We start from the raw sequence: 15,910 nt of genomic DNA on the forward strand, positions 1-15,910 counted from the left end.
AACCCGTTGTCTTCACTTGGGGCGATGGCAAATAAAACGTCAGACGCCGCTTCTCTCGTTACAGGCAAAGGCAAAATCGTGGGCGGCGTTCTGGCCGTCTTGGCCGTGCTCGTCGTCGTTGCCGTCGTGGTGATCAACTCTGGATTGTTTACCGCCACTGATATTCAGATTCAAGGCAGCGAGCATGTGACGAAGCACGATGCTATCCAGCTGATCGATTTGCCCGAGGGAACGTCGCTTTTTAACGTCGATCCTGACCAGATTACCGAGGACCTCAAGCAGAACCCGTGGGTGTCGGGCGTGGATGTCCAGCGTCAGTTCCCGCATACGCTCATCATTACGCCGATGGAGCGCAAGGTCATCGCAATTGCCTATATCAGCTCCGATGACCTTGCCTGGGCCATCGGGGATGATGACACCTGGATCGCCCCGCTGTCGACGTCGGTCGAAGTGGATGACCAGGGCAACGTCATCACGACGGGGCAGGGCTCAAATACCCTGACCGGCATTGATGCCGCGCTGGCGCTCGCTAAGCACTATGGCGCGGTGTTGTTGACCGATGTCTCGGCGGATGTCGCTCCGGTTTCCGGCCAGGCGGTGAGCTCCAAGGCCGTTAAGGCTGGCTTGGATTATGTGCGTGGTTTTTCGAGCGAGTTCTTGGGACAAGTCAAGGATATTTCCACGCCTTCGGTCGAAGCCATCTCGGCAAACCTCAATAACGGCATTGAGGTGTCGCTGGGTGATTCGAACGATATCGTCAAGAAGGAGCGCGTAGTCACCAAGCTGCTTTCGCAGGTAGAGGGCGTAACGTATATCAATGTGCGCTCTCCGGGTAACTATACATTTAGGAACGCTCCGACCTCGTAGCGCTGGTTGATGCTTTGTTGAGGGGCCATACCACGCCGTTTATCTGGTTTGTTTGGTTTTCACGGTCAATTATTTGACTGATACGTTCATAATGTGCAACCATAATACGGTTTACCTTTGCATTTACTTTCAACCTGAAGGTTAATGTGCGCGGGGTCGACCCATGCTATGGCTATAACCTTTGTTCGGAGGACCGACATGCACGAGACAGAGATCAACAACTACCTTGCCGTCATTAAGGTGGTCGGCGTCGGCGGCGGCGGTACCAACGCGGTCAATCGAATGATCGAAGAGGGCATCCGCGGCGTCGAGTTTGTTGCCATCAACACCGATGCTCAGGCACTCGCGATCTCTGATGCCGATATCAAGGTGCACATCGGCACCGACCTTACCCGCGGCCTGGGCGCCGGCGCCAACCCCGAGGTTGGCCGCAAGGCTGCCGATGAGTCCCGCGACGACATTGCCGAGGCGCTCGCTGGCGCTGACATGGTGTTCATCACCTGCGGCGAGGGCGGTGGCACCGGTACCGGCGCTGCTCCCATCGTTGCCGATATCGCGATGAACGAGGTCGGTGCGCTGACCGTCGCCGTCGTGACCAAGCCCTTCACCTTCGAGGGCCGCAAGCGCAAGAAGAGCGCCGAGGAGGGCATTAAGACCCTCTCCGATTGCGTCGACACCATGATCGTCATCCCTAACGATAAGCTGCTCGACATCGCCGAGAAGAAGACCACCATGCTCGAGGCCTTCGCGATTGCCGATGGCGTCCTTTCCCAGGGCACCCAGGGCATCACCGACCTCATCACCGTCCCCGGTATCATCAACCTGGACTTCGCCGATGTTAAGACCATCATGAAGCAGGCCGGTACCGCCATGATGGGTATCGGTACCTCTTCTGGGGACACCCGTGCCGTCGACGCTGCCCAGCAGGCCATCTCCAGCCCGCTGCTCGAGAGCTCCATCGATGGTGCCACGCGCGTGCTGCTCTCCATCGCCGGTTCCAAGGACCTGGGCATCCAGGAGATCAGCGACGCCGCCGACGTTGTCGCCAACGCCGTCGACCCCGAGGCCAACATCATCTTCGGTACCGTTGTCGACGAGTCCCTGGGCGATCAGGTGCGTATCACCGTCATCGCTACGGGCTTCTCCGACTCCAACGTCAACCGTCAGGACGAGCTCTTTGCTGCTCAGCAGTCTCAGAGCAAGGCCGCTGCCTCCGCTGAGCCGCAGCGCACCGCTCCTGCCACGAGCCCGGCTCAGGCCGCTCCGACCCGCAACGTCGGTGGCACCGAGCTTCCTAACTTCGGCAACGATCAGTTCGAGCTTCCCGACTTCCTGAAGCGCGGTAGCTTCTAAGTCGTTCTTTGCATTGTTGTGTACAGGGGCGTGTCCGTATGGACGCGCCCTTTTTATTTCGACTTTGTAAACTAGAACCTCCAATCTCTTTACGTTCCCTTTACGATTGCCTCCAGCGCAGCAGGTATCCTTTTAGAGAAGTATGACAGCCGTATAAACGCGGGCTGTAGCGGCGATGCCGCGGTACTTGTGTTATTAGGAGGCTTTAGTATGGCAGCACGTGCGGACAACGTTTCGCGTGTCGACCATGATGGAGTTACGTTGGTGGAGGGCGCGACATCCGATGTTCGCTTTGCCTTCACCGAGCGCGCCGGTGGCGTTTCCGAAGATGCGTACTCCTCACTCAACTTGGGCTCGCATGTTGGCGATGACCCCTTTGCTGTTCAAGAAAATCGTTGTCGTGCGCTCGAGGCTATGGGTGCCGCCGAGTGCGAGCACAACCTGCTCGTTCCCAATCAGGTCCATGGTGACCATATCGTTGCGGTGACCTCGAACGGCGCCGATGACCTTGAGGACGTTCGCGAGCAGATTGCCGAGGGCTGTGATGCCATCGTCTGCACGGCGCATAACGTGCCCGTGCTGCTCTGCTTTGCCGACTGCGTTCCCGTGGTGCTGGTGGCCCCCGGCGGATTTGCCGTGGTGCACTCCGGTTGGAAGGGCACGATTGCACGTATTTCCGCCAAGGCGTGCCAGGCGCTTTGCGATGCTGCCGGTTGCGATGCGAGCGACGTTTCCGCCTATATCGGCCCCCATATCTTGGGTGACGAATATGAGGTATCCCAGGAACTCATGGATCGCTTTGCCGCCGAGTTCTCTTGCATCGATGCGAATACCTCTCGCATGCTTGATCTTTCCGCTGCCATTCGCGAGGCGCTGGTGGATGTCGGTGTCGACGCGGATAATATCGTGGATACCCAGCTTTCGACCGTGCGTCAGAACGACCGCTTTTATTCCTACCGTAACGAGGACGGCACCTGTGGGCGCCATGCTGCGATCGGCGTGATGCTATGAGAAAGATCGTATCGGTCCTGAGCGCCGCTGTGCTTACGCTTACGCTGTGCGCCTGTTCTTCGGGATCTTCTACCTCTTCCATTACCGTGGCCGGCTCCACGACCTGCCTTCCTATCGCCGAGATTGCGGCCGAGGGCTTTAAGGAGGAGACCGGCATCGACGTGCTCGTTTCCGGTTTGGGTTCTTCCGCTGGGATCGAGGCCGTCAGCGCCGGCACGGCCGATATCGCCAGCTCCTCCCGTGGACTCAATGCCGACGAACAGGATCTGGGCCTGACTCCCATCGTCATTGCCCACGACGGTATTGCGGTCATCGTGAACGACGACAACCCCGTCGATAACCTCTCGACCGAGCAGCTCCGCGATATCTACGCCGGCAAGATTACCAATTGGAAAGAGGTCGGTGGCGAGGACCTGAGGATTCAGGTCATCAACCGAGACGAGGCGTCCGGTACGCGCGAGGCCTTCCGTACCATCGTGATGGATGGCACGCCGTTCGATCGCCGCTCGGCTGTTCTTTCGGGTACGGGCCAGGTGCGCGACGTGGTATCTCGTTCGCGTGGGGCCATCGGCTACATTTCGCTGGGCTTCGTCGATAGCCTCAACGCCAAGACCTCGGTCAAGGCCGTCTCGGTCAATCATGTTGAGGCGTCCGAGAAGACGGTCGCGAGTGGCGGCTATCCCATCTCGCGCGACCTTTACTTCTTTGTGAAGGGTGCGCCTTCGCAGCAGGCGCAGGATTACATCGACTACGTGACGTCCGAAAAGATGGACAAGCAGATTCGCGAGGCGGGCTTTATTCCCGTCACCAACGACGAGAAGGGGAGTGAGTAGCATGGAAGCACAGGAAAACTCCCAGACTGAGCAGAATGCTCAGGCACCCAAGAAGCGCGAGCTGGCGCTCGTATCGCGCAGTACCTATATCAAGGAGAAGGCGCTGCAGTGGATCTTCTTTGCCTGCGCGTTTTTGGCGGTCGTTACCGTCATCCTGATTTTTGTCTTTACCACGTACTCGGCGCTGCCCGTCTTTACCGACATCGGTCTGGCGGACTTCTTTAGCTTTACGTGGGCGCCCTCTGAGGGCCACTACGGCATCATGTCGCTGCTTGCCGGCTCAGGTCTGGTGACCGTCGGTGCGCTCGCCATGGGCGTGCCGCTAGGTGTGGGCACGGCCGTGTACCTGGTTGAGATCGCCGGCAAGCGCGTGCGCAAGCTCATCAGCCCCGCCGTTGACCTGCTGGCGGGCATACCCTCCATCATCTACGGCTTCTTTGGCATGATCATCATCCGCCCGTTTATCGCACAACTGACCGGCGGCCTTGGTTTTGGTGCGCTGACGGCGTGGTTTGTGCTCGCCATCATGATCGTCCCTACCATCACGACGCTTACCATCGATGCTCTCAATTCCATTCCCATGGGCATTCGCGAGGCATCGTATGCCATGGGCGCCACCAAGTGGCAGACCATCTATAAGGTCGTGCTACCTGCCGCGAAGCTGGGTATCGTTGATGCCATCGTGCTGGGTATGGGCCGTGCCATCGGAGAGACCATGGCCGTGCTCATGGTCGTGGGTAACGCCCCGGTTATTCCCGACAGCATTGCGAGCCCTATCTCGACGCTCACGAGCCAGATCGCGCTCGACATGAGCTATTCCTCGGGTCTGCATCGCTCGGCGCTGTTCGGCATGGGTGTGGTCCTGTTTATCATCTCCGCCACGCTGGTGGGCATCGTCCGTCTGATTTCCAAGAAGAAGAGGGGGTAGGCTATGTCCGATTCCGTTGACACGACGGTCGATACGACCTCGTCGCGCGAGCGCATCAAGCGTGCCCTTTCCCACGGCAAGAAGGGCCGCATCAACAAGGACCTGTCCAACAAGATCATGCTTGGCGTGTTTCGTGCCGCTGCCTACATCACCACGCTGGTGCTGGTCGCCATCATCGCCTACGTGGTCATTAACGGCCTGCCACATATCTCGCTCGACTTTATCTTCGGTTGGCCCCAGGGCGTCAACGCCGAGGGCGGCATTTGGCCCACGATCGTCTCGACCGTCTACGTGACGGCGCTCGCTATGCTTATCTGCACGCCGATCGCTGTGCTGGCAGCCGTCTATCTGGCCGAGTACGCCAAGCAGGGCAAGGTCGTCGATCTCATTCGCTACGCTGCTGACGCTTTGGCCTCGGTGCCCTCCATCGTTATGGGCCTGTTTGGCTACGCCTTGTTTGTCGAGGCTATGGGCCTGGGCCTTTCGATGGTCTCTGCCGCTCTGGCACTCGCGCTCTTGATGCTCCCCATCGTCATGCGCACCACCGAAGAGGCCATTCGCGCCGTTCCGCGCTATATCCGTTGGGGCGCGTACGGCCTGGGCGCCACCAAGTGGCAGGTTGTCTCCAAGATCGTGCTTCCTTCTGCCTTTGGCCGTATTGCCACGGGCATCGTCCTCGCCATCGGCCGTGCCATTGGCGAGACCGCGGTGGTGCTCTACACCATGGGCCAGGCCATCAACCTGCCTATTTCGCCGCTCGATTCCGGCCGCCCCATGACGGTTCACCTGTACCTGCTTGCCAACGACGGCATCAACATGAACGCAGCCTACGGCACTGCGCTCTTGCTGATGGTGATCATTTTGGCCTTCAACCTGTTTGCGCGCTTCCTGTCGCGTAAGCGTCGCTAGTTAAGGAGTCCCATGTCCGTTTATCAGTCCGCTCCCGCGTTGGAGCAAGCGGCCATTACGGCCAAGGATTTCAACTTTTGGTACGGTGACTTTCATGCGCTGACGGGGCTTGACCTCAACATCGCCAAAAACGCCATCACCTCCTTCATTGGCCCTTCGGGCTGCGGCAAGTCGACGTTTTTGCGCTGCATCAACCGCATGAATGACCTGATCGAGGGTACGCGCGTCGAGGGCACCATGACGCTCGACGGCAACGATATCTATGCCGAGGGTGTCGACCCGGTCGACCTCCGTCGCCGCGTGGGCATGATCTTTCAGCAGCCCAATCCGTTTCCCAAATCCATCTACGAGAATGTCGCCTTTGGCCCTCGTCTGCAGGGCGTGACTAGCAAAAGTGACCTCGATGACATCGTGGAAGAATCGCTCAAACGCGCCAACCTCTGGAAAGAGGTATCCAATCAGCTCAACAAGGATGGTTTGGCGCTCTCGGGCGGTCAGCAGCAGCGTCTGTGCATCGCGCGCGTGCTTGCGGTGCAACCCGATGTCCTTCTGATGGACGAGCCCTGCTCCGCCATCGACCCCACGTCCGTCTCTAAGGTCGAGGATCTGATGGCCGAGCTGGCGCCCGAGATGACGATCATCATCGTCACGCATTCAATGCAGCAGGCAGCTCGCATTAGCGACTACACCGCATTCTTCTTGCAGGAAGTTGCCGGCGAGCCCGCTACGCTCATCGAGTATGGTCAAACCGACGCGATCTTCACCAGCCCGGTGGACTCGCGGACGGAAGACTATATCACCGGCCGCTTTGGCTGATCGGTGCGACTAGTCCCAAGCCGATCGGATCTGGTCCGGTGCGTATTCACTGTGCGGGCGGCATGACCGCACCCAACTGATTGGAGTGAACCATGCGCAAACTGTTTTCCCGTCAGCTCATCGAGGCCCGTCACGAGATGCTGAGCATCTACGAGGCCGTCGATCTGGCCCTCCACGATGCCGTGAAGGCCTATGTGACCGACGACCGCAAGCTCGCCACCAAGACCAAGAAGCGCACGCTTTCGATTGACGCACGCTGCGCCAACCTGGAGGCCGTCTGCTACAACCTGATTGCCACGCAGTCACCGGTCGCCTCCGACTTCCGCTTGCTGCAGACGATCATCTACGTCGACTTTAACCTGCAGCGCATGACCGATAAGGTTCGCCAGATTTGCCGCGCCACGCGTCATATGATCAAGGCCGACATCTCGCTGCCCAAGGAGCTTGTCGGCACGGTCGAGGCCGAGGCTGAGGCCGTCTACCAGGTACTGGGCTTTTCGCTTTCTGCGCTCGTCACCAACGACATGTCCATCATCTGCAACTTGGGCGTCGAGGACGAGCCAGTGCACGCCGCCTACGAGAAGTTCTTCCGCACCTTTAACCGCATGGACACGGGCGATTTTATGGACGACGACAGCAACTATGACGACCTGCGCCGCGCCATCATGGTATCGCGCTATCTCGATCGCATCGCCTCGATTTCCATCGATGCCGCCTGCCGTCTGACCTTCCTGTTGACCGGACAGCGTATGACTGCCGGTGATATCGCCTGCACTGATGAGGATGAGCTCGAGAGCATGCGCGTGCCTTCGGGCGAGGGTGTTATCATGAGGCCCGCCGTCGATGCACGCTACGTTGCCAAGGTGCCCGTTAACGAGGTCAGCGAGGGTCTTCGCTACCTGCTCGATCATCTTGAGGATGAGGACGATGGCGAGGACGACGAGGAGTAAGTAACCCCGTTCGTCGAAAGATTGTAAATACCTAAGTGAGCGCGGCCTTGCACATGCGGGGCCGCGCTCTTGCGTTAGCATGGGACTACTTGTTTGGCTGTCAGCGGAGGCGATTGGCAATGGATAACTATTTGGACTTGATGCGCGCTCGCCGCGAGCAGATTCTGGAACGTTTTTATGCGGCGCTCGATCGCGCGGGCCGTCCCCACGACGCCGCGAGCCTCATTGCCGTGTCCAAGACCGTTGGTGTCGATGAGACCGTTGCCGCCATCCAGGCGGGGTATCGCCATTTTGCCGAGAACCGCCCGCAGGAGCTGGTTCGCAAGCTCACGGGTCTGGCGGAGCATCCGGAGCTGCCCGAGGTGCGCTTCGATATGATCGGCAACCTGCAGACCAATAAGATCAATGCGGTGCTGGGCTCAGCCGAGCTGATTCACTCGGTGGGTTCGCTGCATCTGGCGCAGGCGATCTCGAGCCGTGCTGTTCGCAAGATTGAGGCAGGCGAGCTCGTCGGCCCCCAGCGTGTGCTCATTGAGGTCAATGTGAGTGGTGAGGAGTCGAAGGGAGGCTTTTCACCCGATGAGATTCGCGCCGCCGCGGGTGAGCTTGCAGAACTTGAGGGAATTTGCGTACAGGGGCTTATGACTATGGCGCCCCGGGGGAATAAGGATGTGGCACGCCGCACCTTTGCGGGGCTTCGTGAGCTGAGGGATGAGCTGGAGGCGGCGCATCCCGATTTGAACCTGCCTGAGCTTTCCTGCGGTATGAGCGAGGACTTTGAGTCTGCCCTTGAGGAGGGCTCTACGCTCGTTCGCCTGGGCAGGGTAGTATTTAGCCCGGAGTTTGCAGTAAAATAAGGCTCTGAAGTGCGCACTGATTATCGGGGCGCCTGCACTAAACCGCGAGAGGACACAACCATGGGCTTCCTTGACGAGATTAAAAATAAGATGCACCTGGGCGGCCAACAGGGTTACGACCAGGGTTATGGCCAGGACGACGACTACGGCTACGATGATGGCTATGACGATGGCTATCAGGGCAACGGCTACAGCGGTGCTTCGGGCGAGGGCTTCTACACCCAAGACGAGCCGAGCAACGGCCTGCTTGGTCAGACGCGCCGTGGTGAAGCTGAGTCGGTTGCCGTGTATACACGCTCCGGACAGCTGGTCGGCGATGACTCTCGCCATGCCACGACGTATAACCCGCCTTCGCGCTCGCAGGACAGTGTTGCGAGCGGTTATCGTCCTGGTGCCTATGACACGCCGTCGAGCTACGCCGAGAACACCCGCGCCCGTGCCGCCGCTGCGCCCGCGCCTGCACCGAGCGATGCCTCGGCCTATGCGAGCAATATCATCAACGCCACACCGCAGCTGCCGGCCTATGTCCTGCGCCCCGAGAGCTATGACGACGTGGAGACCGTGGTGCGCCGCGTTCGCACCAAGCAGCCTGTCGCACTGATTTTTGTGGGCGTACGCACCGAAGTTGCCAAGCGCGTCTTGGACTTCTCTTACGGCTTTGCCTGCGGTCTGGGTGCCACGGTCAAGGAGGTGGGCGACCGCGTGTTCATGGTGCTGCCCGCCGGTTGCGAGGTCAAAGATTCCGATCTCAAGAAGCTTCGTGCCGACGGCTACCTTAAGTAAAGACAAGACGAGGAGATTCCCATCAACATCTACACTGTCGTCCAGCTGGTCAACACGCTGTTCAACTTCTATTCCACGCTCATTGTCGTCTACTGCTTTATGACGTGGATTCCCATGAAGCAGGGTGGTTTGCTTCAGGATATTGCCGCGGTGCTTGATAGCGTGTGCGGTCCGTGGCTCAACCTGTTCCGTCGTTTCATCCCGCCGATGGGCGGTATCGATTTTTCGCCGGTCGTTGCGATTATTGCGTTGCAGTTGGTGCAGAGGCTGGTTCTGCAGCTTCTTATAGGTATACTCGTGTAGAACTGACTTAGTAACTTACGTCGGGCGTGTAGCGCCGAGGCGATGAAAAAGGAGACTTGTTATGGCTATTACCCCTGCAGACATCCAGGCTCAGACTTTCTCTGAGGCCAAGCGTGGCTACGATCCTGCTGAGGTCGACGTCTTCTTGGAGACGCTGTCCTCCGAGGTCGACGCTATGCTCGCTAAGATCGTCGACCTTAAGGGTCGTTTGACTGCTACCGAGCAGCAGCTTGCCGATGCGCAGGCTCAGCTTGCCCAGGCTCAGGATGCCACCGCCCAGGCCGTTCCTGCCGCCCCCGTGGCTGCTCCCGCCCCTGACTTCTCCGCTCAGGAGCGCCAGATTTCCGCTGCCCTGATCGCTGCCCAGCAGACCGCTGAGACCATCGTCAACGATGCCAACGAGAACGCTGAGCGTATCCGCAACGAGGCTGACGCCAAGGCCCGCGAGGTTATCCGCCAGGCTCTGACCGAAAAGCAGGCCGAGCTCGAGGAGATCGATCGTCTCAAAGCTTCCCGTGAGGAGTTCAAGGCCGAGTATCTCAAGCTCATCCAGCACTTTATGGACGATGCCCAGAACTCCTTCCCGGCCGATCTGATGGCCTCTACGCCGGTCGGTTCTGCCGCTTCTCCTGCGGTGACTGTTCCCGCCGAGCCGCTGCCCGTCGCTGACCCGGTTGTCCCCGTGGCCGATCCCTTCGCCCCGATCGACAACTTCGCTGCCGACGACCTGGACTAACATTCGGCCTACAATTTAGTGCCTAGAAAGGACCCGCAGCTTGCGGGTCCTTTTTTATGACTGTACCGGGGCGCGCAACATAAAAAACCGAGCCCTGCACATAGTGGCGCAGAACTCGGGGCTTATAGGACAAAATGTGTGTCTGCTTTAGGGGCATCGGCGCAGGTCGATGCCCCTTTTTCAGCCGTTTAAATTCCGTGCCCGCTTTTAACCGCTCGGACAGAATGTGTGTCCGGTTGCCTATCGTTCCCGCAGGTAGATAACCTTTTCCGGAACCGTTAAATACCCTTTCGGAAGAGGTGCTCATGAAGGCCGTTTATTGCCCCTACTGCGGCGGTCGGACCAAGCGCAACGGCAGGACCTCGTCGGGGTCCCAGCGGTGGAGGTGCACGGCCTGCGGCGCGTCGACGACGGTGAGGTACGACGACACGGCGACAAGGCTCGAGGAGTTCCTCGGGTGGCTCCTCTCGAAGGACTCGCAGGCCACGATGCCGGGCGGCGGGCGGTCCTTCAGGCGCAGGACGGCCGAGTTCTGGGAGGTCTGGCCCATGCCCGTCCCCGACGGCGAGCTGCACCGCGTGCTCTACGTCGACGGGATCTGGGTCGCGCGCGACCTCGTCGTGCTCATATGCTGCAGCGGCGAGAGGGTGGTCTCCTGGTACATGGCCAGGTCGGAGAACTCGAGGGCGTGGTCGGCCCTCATGTCGCCGATCCCGGCGCCCGACGTGGTCGTCACCGACGGCGGGAGCGGGTTCGCCAAGGCCGTGCGCGAGACCTGGCCGCGCACCAGGGTCCAGAGGTGCACCTTCCACGCCTTCTCGCAGGTCAAGCGCTACACGACGACGCGGCCGAAGCTCCAGGCGGGGCGCGAGCTCTACCTCATCGCGCGCGACCTCATGGGCATCGAGGCGCTGCACCAGGCCGAGATCTGGGTCGAGCGCTACCTCGACTGGTGCGGGTTCTGGGCCGACTTCCTGGAGGACAGGACCGTGGTGGACGGCAGGAGGGTCTACACCCACGAGAGGCTGAGGCGGGCGCGCCCGTCGCTGTCGTCGCTGGTGTCGGCGGGGACGCTGTTCACCTACCTCGACCCCGCCCTGGCCAAGGCCGGCCCGCTGCCGTCGACCAACAACATGATCGAGGGAGGGGTGAACTCGCAGCTGAGGGCCGTCCTGCGCAACCACCGGGGGCTGACGTCGGTCAAGCGCGTGAAGGCGGTGTTCTGGTGGTGCCACGCGCACTCGGGGGACGCGAGGACGGCGCGCGAGAAGCTCGCCACGATGCCGACCGACGCGGACATCGACTTCCTGTTCAGCGTCTACTCCGCCTCGCCGTCGCGCGAGGACGGAGGGCCGGAGTGGGGCGACAGGGCCGTGTGGGAGGACCTCCACCACAGGGACCCGTACCCGTTCTGGCTGGATTAATGGATGGAAACGGATGTTCTATCGGGACACACATTTTGTCCTATAAGCCGAACTCGGCGAACCGGTGAGCGGTCAAGGATAGGTTTTAGGGCATGTCCCAAAATCTACTTGAGGAGGAAGTCGGAGAGGGGAATGGTACGGGCCTCGCGATGCTCGGAATCGGCGATGTGGTCGGCAGGATATCCGCAGACGAGCATGTGATAGGGATAGACGCCCTTGGACAGATTGAACTGCTCTTGTGCCACCTCAGGCTTAAAATGGCACACCCAGCACGTTCCCAGGCCTTGCTCGGTGGCCTCCATCATCATCTGATCACACACGATGGACGTATCGATTTCGCTGGAATTCATCTGGTCATAGGGGCGCACCCAAGCGTCATCGGTAACGCTGCAAATAAGGAAGACAAGCGGAGCCCCAAAGATAGACCCATCACGAGCAAACCGAGGCTGACAAGCAGCAGCCTTCTCCAGAAGCTCAGGCGTATCCAACACCATCACACGGGTTGGATGATTATTACAAGCAGAAGGAGCAATACGCCCAGCCTCAACAATGGCATCCACCACAGCCTGCTCCACAGCCCGATCTTCAAACTCACGACAAGAATACCGACCCCGAGCCAGATCCAAATAAGACATACAAGCCCTCCAACAATTAAAAATCAAACAAACCCAAAGTAACCCAAACAGTACCCAAAGCAGCAATCGGCCAAACGCTCATCAAGGGCCAAAGTGTCCGAACGGATACCAAAGGTCCCTTCAGCCAAACCCCCCATTGCGCTAAACCTATCAGCCAAAGTTCCCAATGGTGGTGCATAAGGGAGCGGGCCCGGCCACTAATAACCTTTTGAACGACTCTGCTTGCAGCCGGAGTGAAAAAGGTTATTAGTGGCCGGGCCCGCGACCGGTGGGACATGTACCCCCAATTAACTGTTCTTCATGACAATCGAATCCACAACATCGGCCACATTCTCGCAGCAGTCGGCGCAGTACTCCAGGAAGGCGTAGACGTCACGCCAAGCGATGACCTCGAGCGGATCCTTGCCGTTAACGTGCAGGTTGCGCATGGCGTTGATGTAGAGCTCGTCGGCCTCGGACTCGATGGTGTTGATCTGGATGACCAGCTCGCGCAGCGTTTTGGACTTGCGGTAGTTGGGAAGCTCGACCATCAGGTCTTTCATGGCGCGGCAGGCGTCAGTCACCTTGTGGGCGATGACGATGGCGTCGGGATGGATGCTCTGAATGTTGGTGAAGTAGACGCGCTGCACGACGCCCTCGATGCGGTCGAGCACGGTGTCGAGCGCGCAGCTCATCAGATCCAGATCCTCGCGCTCGAGCGGGGTGATAAAGGCGGTGAGCAGGGCGTCTTCGAGCTCGTGGTGTTTCTTGTCTGCCGCATGCTCAATCGCATGCATCTTATTGAGCATGTCGTGAATCTGCGCGGGATCGAAGTTCTCAAAAATCTTGGTGAGCAGCTCTGCGGCCTGGACGGCGAGGTCGGCGCAAGCGACGTAGTTGTCAAAGTAGAACGAATCGGGTTTCTTTGCCATGGGTGGGTCCTTTCGAGGCGAAGACGGGTGGGCGAAGTGTTGCGGTCCGGATGGACGTTCGGTTTGATTAGAGGAACATCATGAACAGCTTGGCCATGACAAAGCTGATGAGTCCGCAGGCGGGGAAGGTGAAGAACCAGGTGAACATCATGTCCTTGACGACTCCGAAGTTGATGGCCGAGAGGCGCTTGACGGCACCGACGCCCATGATGGCGCAGGTCTTGATGTGTGTGGAGGACACGGGGATGCCGGTAAGGGTGGCAAGCAGCAGATTCGCGGCGCCCGCGAGGTCGGCAGAGAAGCCCTGATACTTCTCGAGCTTAACCATGCTCTGGCCGACGGACTTGATGATGCGCTCGCCGCCCACGCTGGTGCCGATGCCCATAGTGGCCGAGCACAGCAGCATAATCCAGATGGGGATGCCTGCATCGCCGACGCTCGTCTGGCCGCTGGCAAAGGCCACGCCTAAAAAGAGCACGCCGATGAACTTCTGTCCATCCTGCGCGCCGTGCATAAAGCTCATGGCCGCAGCGCTCGCGATCTGAGCGTATTTAAAGAAGACATTGGCACGTCGCCTGTTGGCGGCGACGAAAAGAATCGAGACGAGCTTGCACAGGACCCAGCCCATGACAAAGCCCAGGCCGATGGAGAGCGCCAGGCCGTAGATGACCTTCATCCACTCGTGGACGTTGACGCTGCTCGCACCGCCGAGGGCGATGGCGGCACCGGTCAGGCCGGCGATAAGGCTGTGGCTTTGCGAGGTGGGGATGCCAAAACGCGACGCGGTGGCGCCGTAGACGACGATGGAGAACAGCGCCGCGCATAGGCAGGCGAGCGCCATGGTGCTGTTTCCGCCAAAGTCGACGATATGTGAGATGGTGTTGGCGACGCTCGCGTTAAAGTGCGTCATGATGAGCACGCCGAGGAAGTTGAATGCGGCGCTCATGAGAATGGCGGCGCGGGCGGGCATGCAACGCGTAGTGACGCAGGTCGCGATGGCGTTGGGCGCGTCGGTCCATCCATTGACGAAGATGGCGCCCAACGCGAGGATCACGGTGACGGCAAGGACTGGGTTCGACACAATTTGGCCGAGGAAGGTTGAGAACGTTACGTCCATATATGGGCTTTCTCGAAGTTTGCAGACACGTTACAAAAACATGATAAATCGTATCACCTCCTGCGGGTCTCTTTACCGAGTTCTGATGGGAGAAGTGAACTTTTGGCACTAAAATTGAATATTAGCCCTGTTGACCGCGGGTGTTCTTTTTGCTAACACGCCATGCGGACACGTGCGATTACTACGACACTCCAAAACCACAGTCTGTTCGCTTTACAACATGCAAACATGCGTTCGATAATAGGAGGCATGGAATATCGACAGACAGACGGCAAAACTCGGCGCGTACACAAGCAGTATGTGGACGTCGTGGCTCGCATCCTCGCGGGCGGACAAGTCGTGCCGGTTACCGTCTGCTGGGTCGACGGTCGCTGCTTTACGATTGACGAGATTGTCTCGTCCACGGGCTTTGGCTTAACGGTTCACGGTGTTCGTACGGCGACCTATAAGGTGCGTTTTGGCGGGCACGCGACCGAGTTGTATCTGGAGGACCAGACGCGCGAGCGGGCGGACGGCTCGCAGGCACACGTGATGCGTTGGTGGGTCTGGGCCTTTGATCGCACGCTCGAGGGCGAGCGCCGTAGGTAAGGACGTACGGCATTCGGGTACAATGACAGGAATCTTGTCAGCTACTGCGTTGTCGCGGCGCTTTTGAAAGGACGAAATTATGAACGATATTCAGGGCTATCAGAACGGCCCCATCGAAACCGGCGCAAGCCGTGCCAAGGAGATGTCGCCGCGTGCGTATAATCTTGCCATGTCTGCCCTCATCTTCTTGGGCTTTTGTGCCATGGGCGCTGGTGCTTACTTTACGAGCACCATGGCGTTTGCCCGCATGATGATGAGCGGCGCCGCCCTGCCACTGGTCTTTGGCTCGTTTATTTTGACCATCGTCGGCATGGTCATGATGTTGGCCGCCGCCAGTAAGCAGTCCGTGGGCCTGTCCCTTGTGGGCTACGTAATCTTTGCGAGCACCTTTGGCCTGACCGCGTCGTTTGGCCTTGCCAACTACGACCTGCCCACCATCAACACTGCCTTTATCGCCACGGCCGCCATCACCTTTGTCTTTGGCGCCTTGGGCGTGACGTTCCCCAAGTTTTTCCAGCGCGTATATGGCATCGGTTTTGGCATTCTGCTCGCCACTATTCTGGTTGAGATCGTGCTGATGTTCATGGGCGTCTCGCAGACCATCACCGATCTGATCGTAATCGTGGTGTTCGCCGGCTTTATTGGCTACGACACCTATGTTGCCACGACGGTGCCGCCTACGCTGCCCAACGCCGTGCTCATGGCGTCCAATCTGTTCGTGGACATTATCAACGTGTTCCTGCGCATCCTGAACATCCTTGGCCGTCGCGACTAGTGGCGAATTGCGGCGGTGCTTGCCGTGCGTGTAAATCGATGCGAAAGGCGGTCCTTCGGGGCCGTCTTTTTTGTACTCGGCGGGGTATCATGGATGGGAAAAGCCGATAGCGGC

18 protein-coding genes are annotated in these 15,910 nt (G+C 59.2%); 15 read left to right on the forward strand and 3 right to left on the reverse strand.

Going from position 1 to position 15,910, the window contains the following annotated elements; translation table 11 throughout:
* Positions 1-78: 78 nt before the first annotated feature.
* From AAA021_RS03205 to AAA021_RS03265, 13 genes are all read left to right on the forward strand, one after another.
* On the forward strand, positions 79-867 hold the full coding sequence (locus tag AAA021_RS03205) for an FtsQ-type POTRA domain-containing protein (protein ID WP_239057629.1): 789 nt from the start codon (positions 79-81) through the stop codon (positions 865-867).
* Positions 868-1,065: 198 nt separating this feature from the next.
* Positions 1,066-2,220 (forward strand): cell division protein FtsZ, encoded by a 1,155-nt coding sequence (ftsZ, locus tag AAA021_RS03210; RefSeq protein ID WP_022094491.1) that lies wholly within the window; start codon positions 1,066-1,068, stop codon positions 2,218-2,220.
* A gap of 210 nt (positions 2,221-2,430) precedes the next feature.
* Positions 2,431-3,231 (forward strand): polyphenol oxidase family protein, encoded by an 801-nt coding sequence (locus tag AAA021_RS03215; RefSeq protein WP_349087947.1) that lies wholly within the window; start codon positions 2,431-2,433, stop codon positions 3,229-3,231.
* Positions 3,228-4,064 (forward strand): phosphate ABC transporter substrate-binding protein, encoded by an 837-nt coding sequence (locus AAA021_RS03220; RefSeq protein WP_055251678.1) that lies wholly within the window; start codon positions 3,228-3,230, stop codon positions 4,062-4,064. Before AAA021_RS03215 ends, AAA021_RS03220 begins: the two co-directional genes overlap by 4 nt.
* Position 4,065: 1 nt before the next feature.
* A complete protein-coding gene (gene pstC / locus AAA021_RS03225; protein ID WP_117820381.1) occupies positions 4,066-4,992 on the forward strand; it encodes a phosphate ABC transporter permease subunit PstC in 927 nt (308 codons plus the stop codon).
* A gap of 3 nt (positions 4,993-4,995) precedes the next feature.
* Complete coding sequence (gene pstA / locus AAA021_RS03230; RefSeq protein WP_055309816.1) at positions 4,996-5,901, forward strand: phosphate ABC transporter permease PstA; 906 nt, start codon at positions 4,996-4,998, stop codon at positions 5,899-5,901.
* A gap of 12 nt (positions 5,902-5,913) precedes the next feature.
* Positions 5,914-6,717: a phosphate ABC transporter ATP-binding protein PstB gene (gene pstB / locus AAA021_RS03235; protein ID WP_006234249.1), complete on the forward strand. Its 804-nt coding sequence runs from the start codon at positions 5,914-5,916 to the stop codon at positions 6,715-6,717.
* 92 nt (positions 6,718-6,809) lie between these two features.
* Positions 6,810-7,667 carry a PhoU domain-containing protein gene (locus AAA021_RS03240; RefSeq protein WP_349087949.1) on the forward strand — a complete coding sequence of 286 codons (858 nt, stop codon included), beginning with the start codon at positions 6,810-6,812 and terminating at the stop codon, positions 7,665-7,667.
* A gap of 119 nt (positions 7,668-7,786) precedes the next feature.
* Positions 7,787-8,524, forward strand: a complete 738-nt coding sequence (locus AAA021_RS03245; RefSeq protein WP_117746754.1) for a YggS family pyridoxal phosphate-dependent enzyme — start codon at positions 7,787-7,789, stop codon at positions 8,522-8,524.
* Between the two features lie 60 nt (positions 8,525-8,584).
* Positions 8,585-9,307 carry a cell division protein SepF gene (locus AAA021_RS03250; RefSeq protein WP_022094497.1) on the forward strand — a complete coding sequence of 241 codons (723 nt, stop codon included), beginning with the start codon at positions 8,585-8,587 and terminating at the stop codon, positions 9,305-9,307.
* Between the two features lie 57 nt (positions 9,308-9,364).
* Entirely contained in the window at positions 9,365-9,610 is a 246-nt protein-coding gene (locus AAA021_RS03255) for a YggT family protein (RefSeq protein ID WP_227790178.1), read from the forward strand.
* Positions 9,611-9,671: 61 nt separating this feature from the next.
* On the forward strand, positions 9,672-10,346 hold the full coding sequence (locus AAA021_RS03260; protein ID WP_006234242.1) for a DivIVA domain-containing protein: 675 nt from the start codon (positions 9,672-9,674) through the stop codon (positions 10,344-10,346).
* A 305-nt stretch (positions 10,347-10,651) separates the two neighbouring features.
* On the forward strand, positions 10,652-11,770 hold the full coding sequence (locus tag AAA021_RS03265) for an IS1249 family transposase (RefSeq protein ID WP_349087951.1): 1,119 nt from the start codon (positions 10,652-10,654) through the stop codon (positions 11,768-11,770).
* A gap of 104 nt (positions 11,771-11,874) precedes the next feature.
* On the opposite strand, the gene AAA021_RS03270 is transcribed toward AAA021_RS03265, so the two are convergent.
* From AAA021_RS03270 to AAA021_RS03280, 3 genes are all read right to left on the reverse strand, one after another.
* Entirely contained in the window at positions 11,875-12,405 is a 531-nt protein-coding gene (locus AAA021_RS03270) for a nitroreductase family protein (protein ID WP_349087953.1), read from the reverse strand.
* 287 nt (positions 12,406-12,692) lie between these two features.
* Positions 12,693-13,316: a DUF47 family protein gene (locus AAA021_RS03275; RefSeq protein ID WP_138112201.1), complete on the reverse strand. Its 624-nt coding sequence runs from the start codon at positions 13,314-13,316 to the stop codon at positions 12,693-12,695.
* A 67-nt stretch (positions 13,317-13,383) separates the two neighbouring features.
* Positions 13,384-14,433, reverse strand: a complete 1,050-nt coding sequence (locus tag AAA021_RS03280) for an inorganic phosphate transporter (RefSeq protein WP_349087956.1) — start codon at positions 14,431-14,433, stop codon at positions 13,384-13,386.
* A 249-nt stretch (positions 14,434-14,682) separates the two neighbouring features.
* Here AAA021_RS03280 and AAA021_RS03285 point away from each other — a divergent pair, with 249 nt between their 5' ends.
* Together AAA021_RS03285 and AAA021_RS03290 are read left to right on the forward strand one after the other, a co-directional pair.
* Positions 14,683-15,021 carry a hypothetical protein gene (locus tag AAA021_RS03285; protein ID WP_055309824.1) on the forward strand — a complete coding sequence of 113 codons (339 nt, stop codon included), beginning with the start codon at positions 14,683-14,685 and terminating at the stop codon, positions 15,019-15,021.
* A gap of 79 nt (positions 15,022-15,100) precedes the next feature.
* Positions 15,101-15,796, forward strand: a complete 696-nt coding sequence (locus tag AAA021_RS03290) for a Bax inhibitor-1 family protein (protein ID WP_349087958.1) — start codon at positions 15,101-15,103, stop codon at positions 15,794-15,796.
* The last annotated feature ends 114 nt before the right edge of the window (positions 15,797-15,910 follow it).

It is taken from the genome of Collinsella sp. CLA-JM-H32, assembly GCF_040098165.1.
In the GTDB taxonomy this organism is placed as follows: domain Bacteria; phylum Actinomycetota; class Coriobacteriia; order Coriobacteriales; family Coriobacteriaceae; genus Collinsella.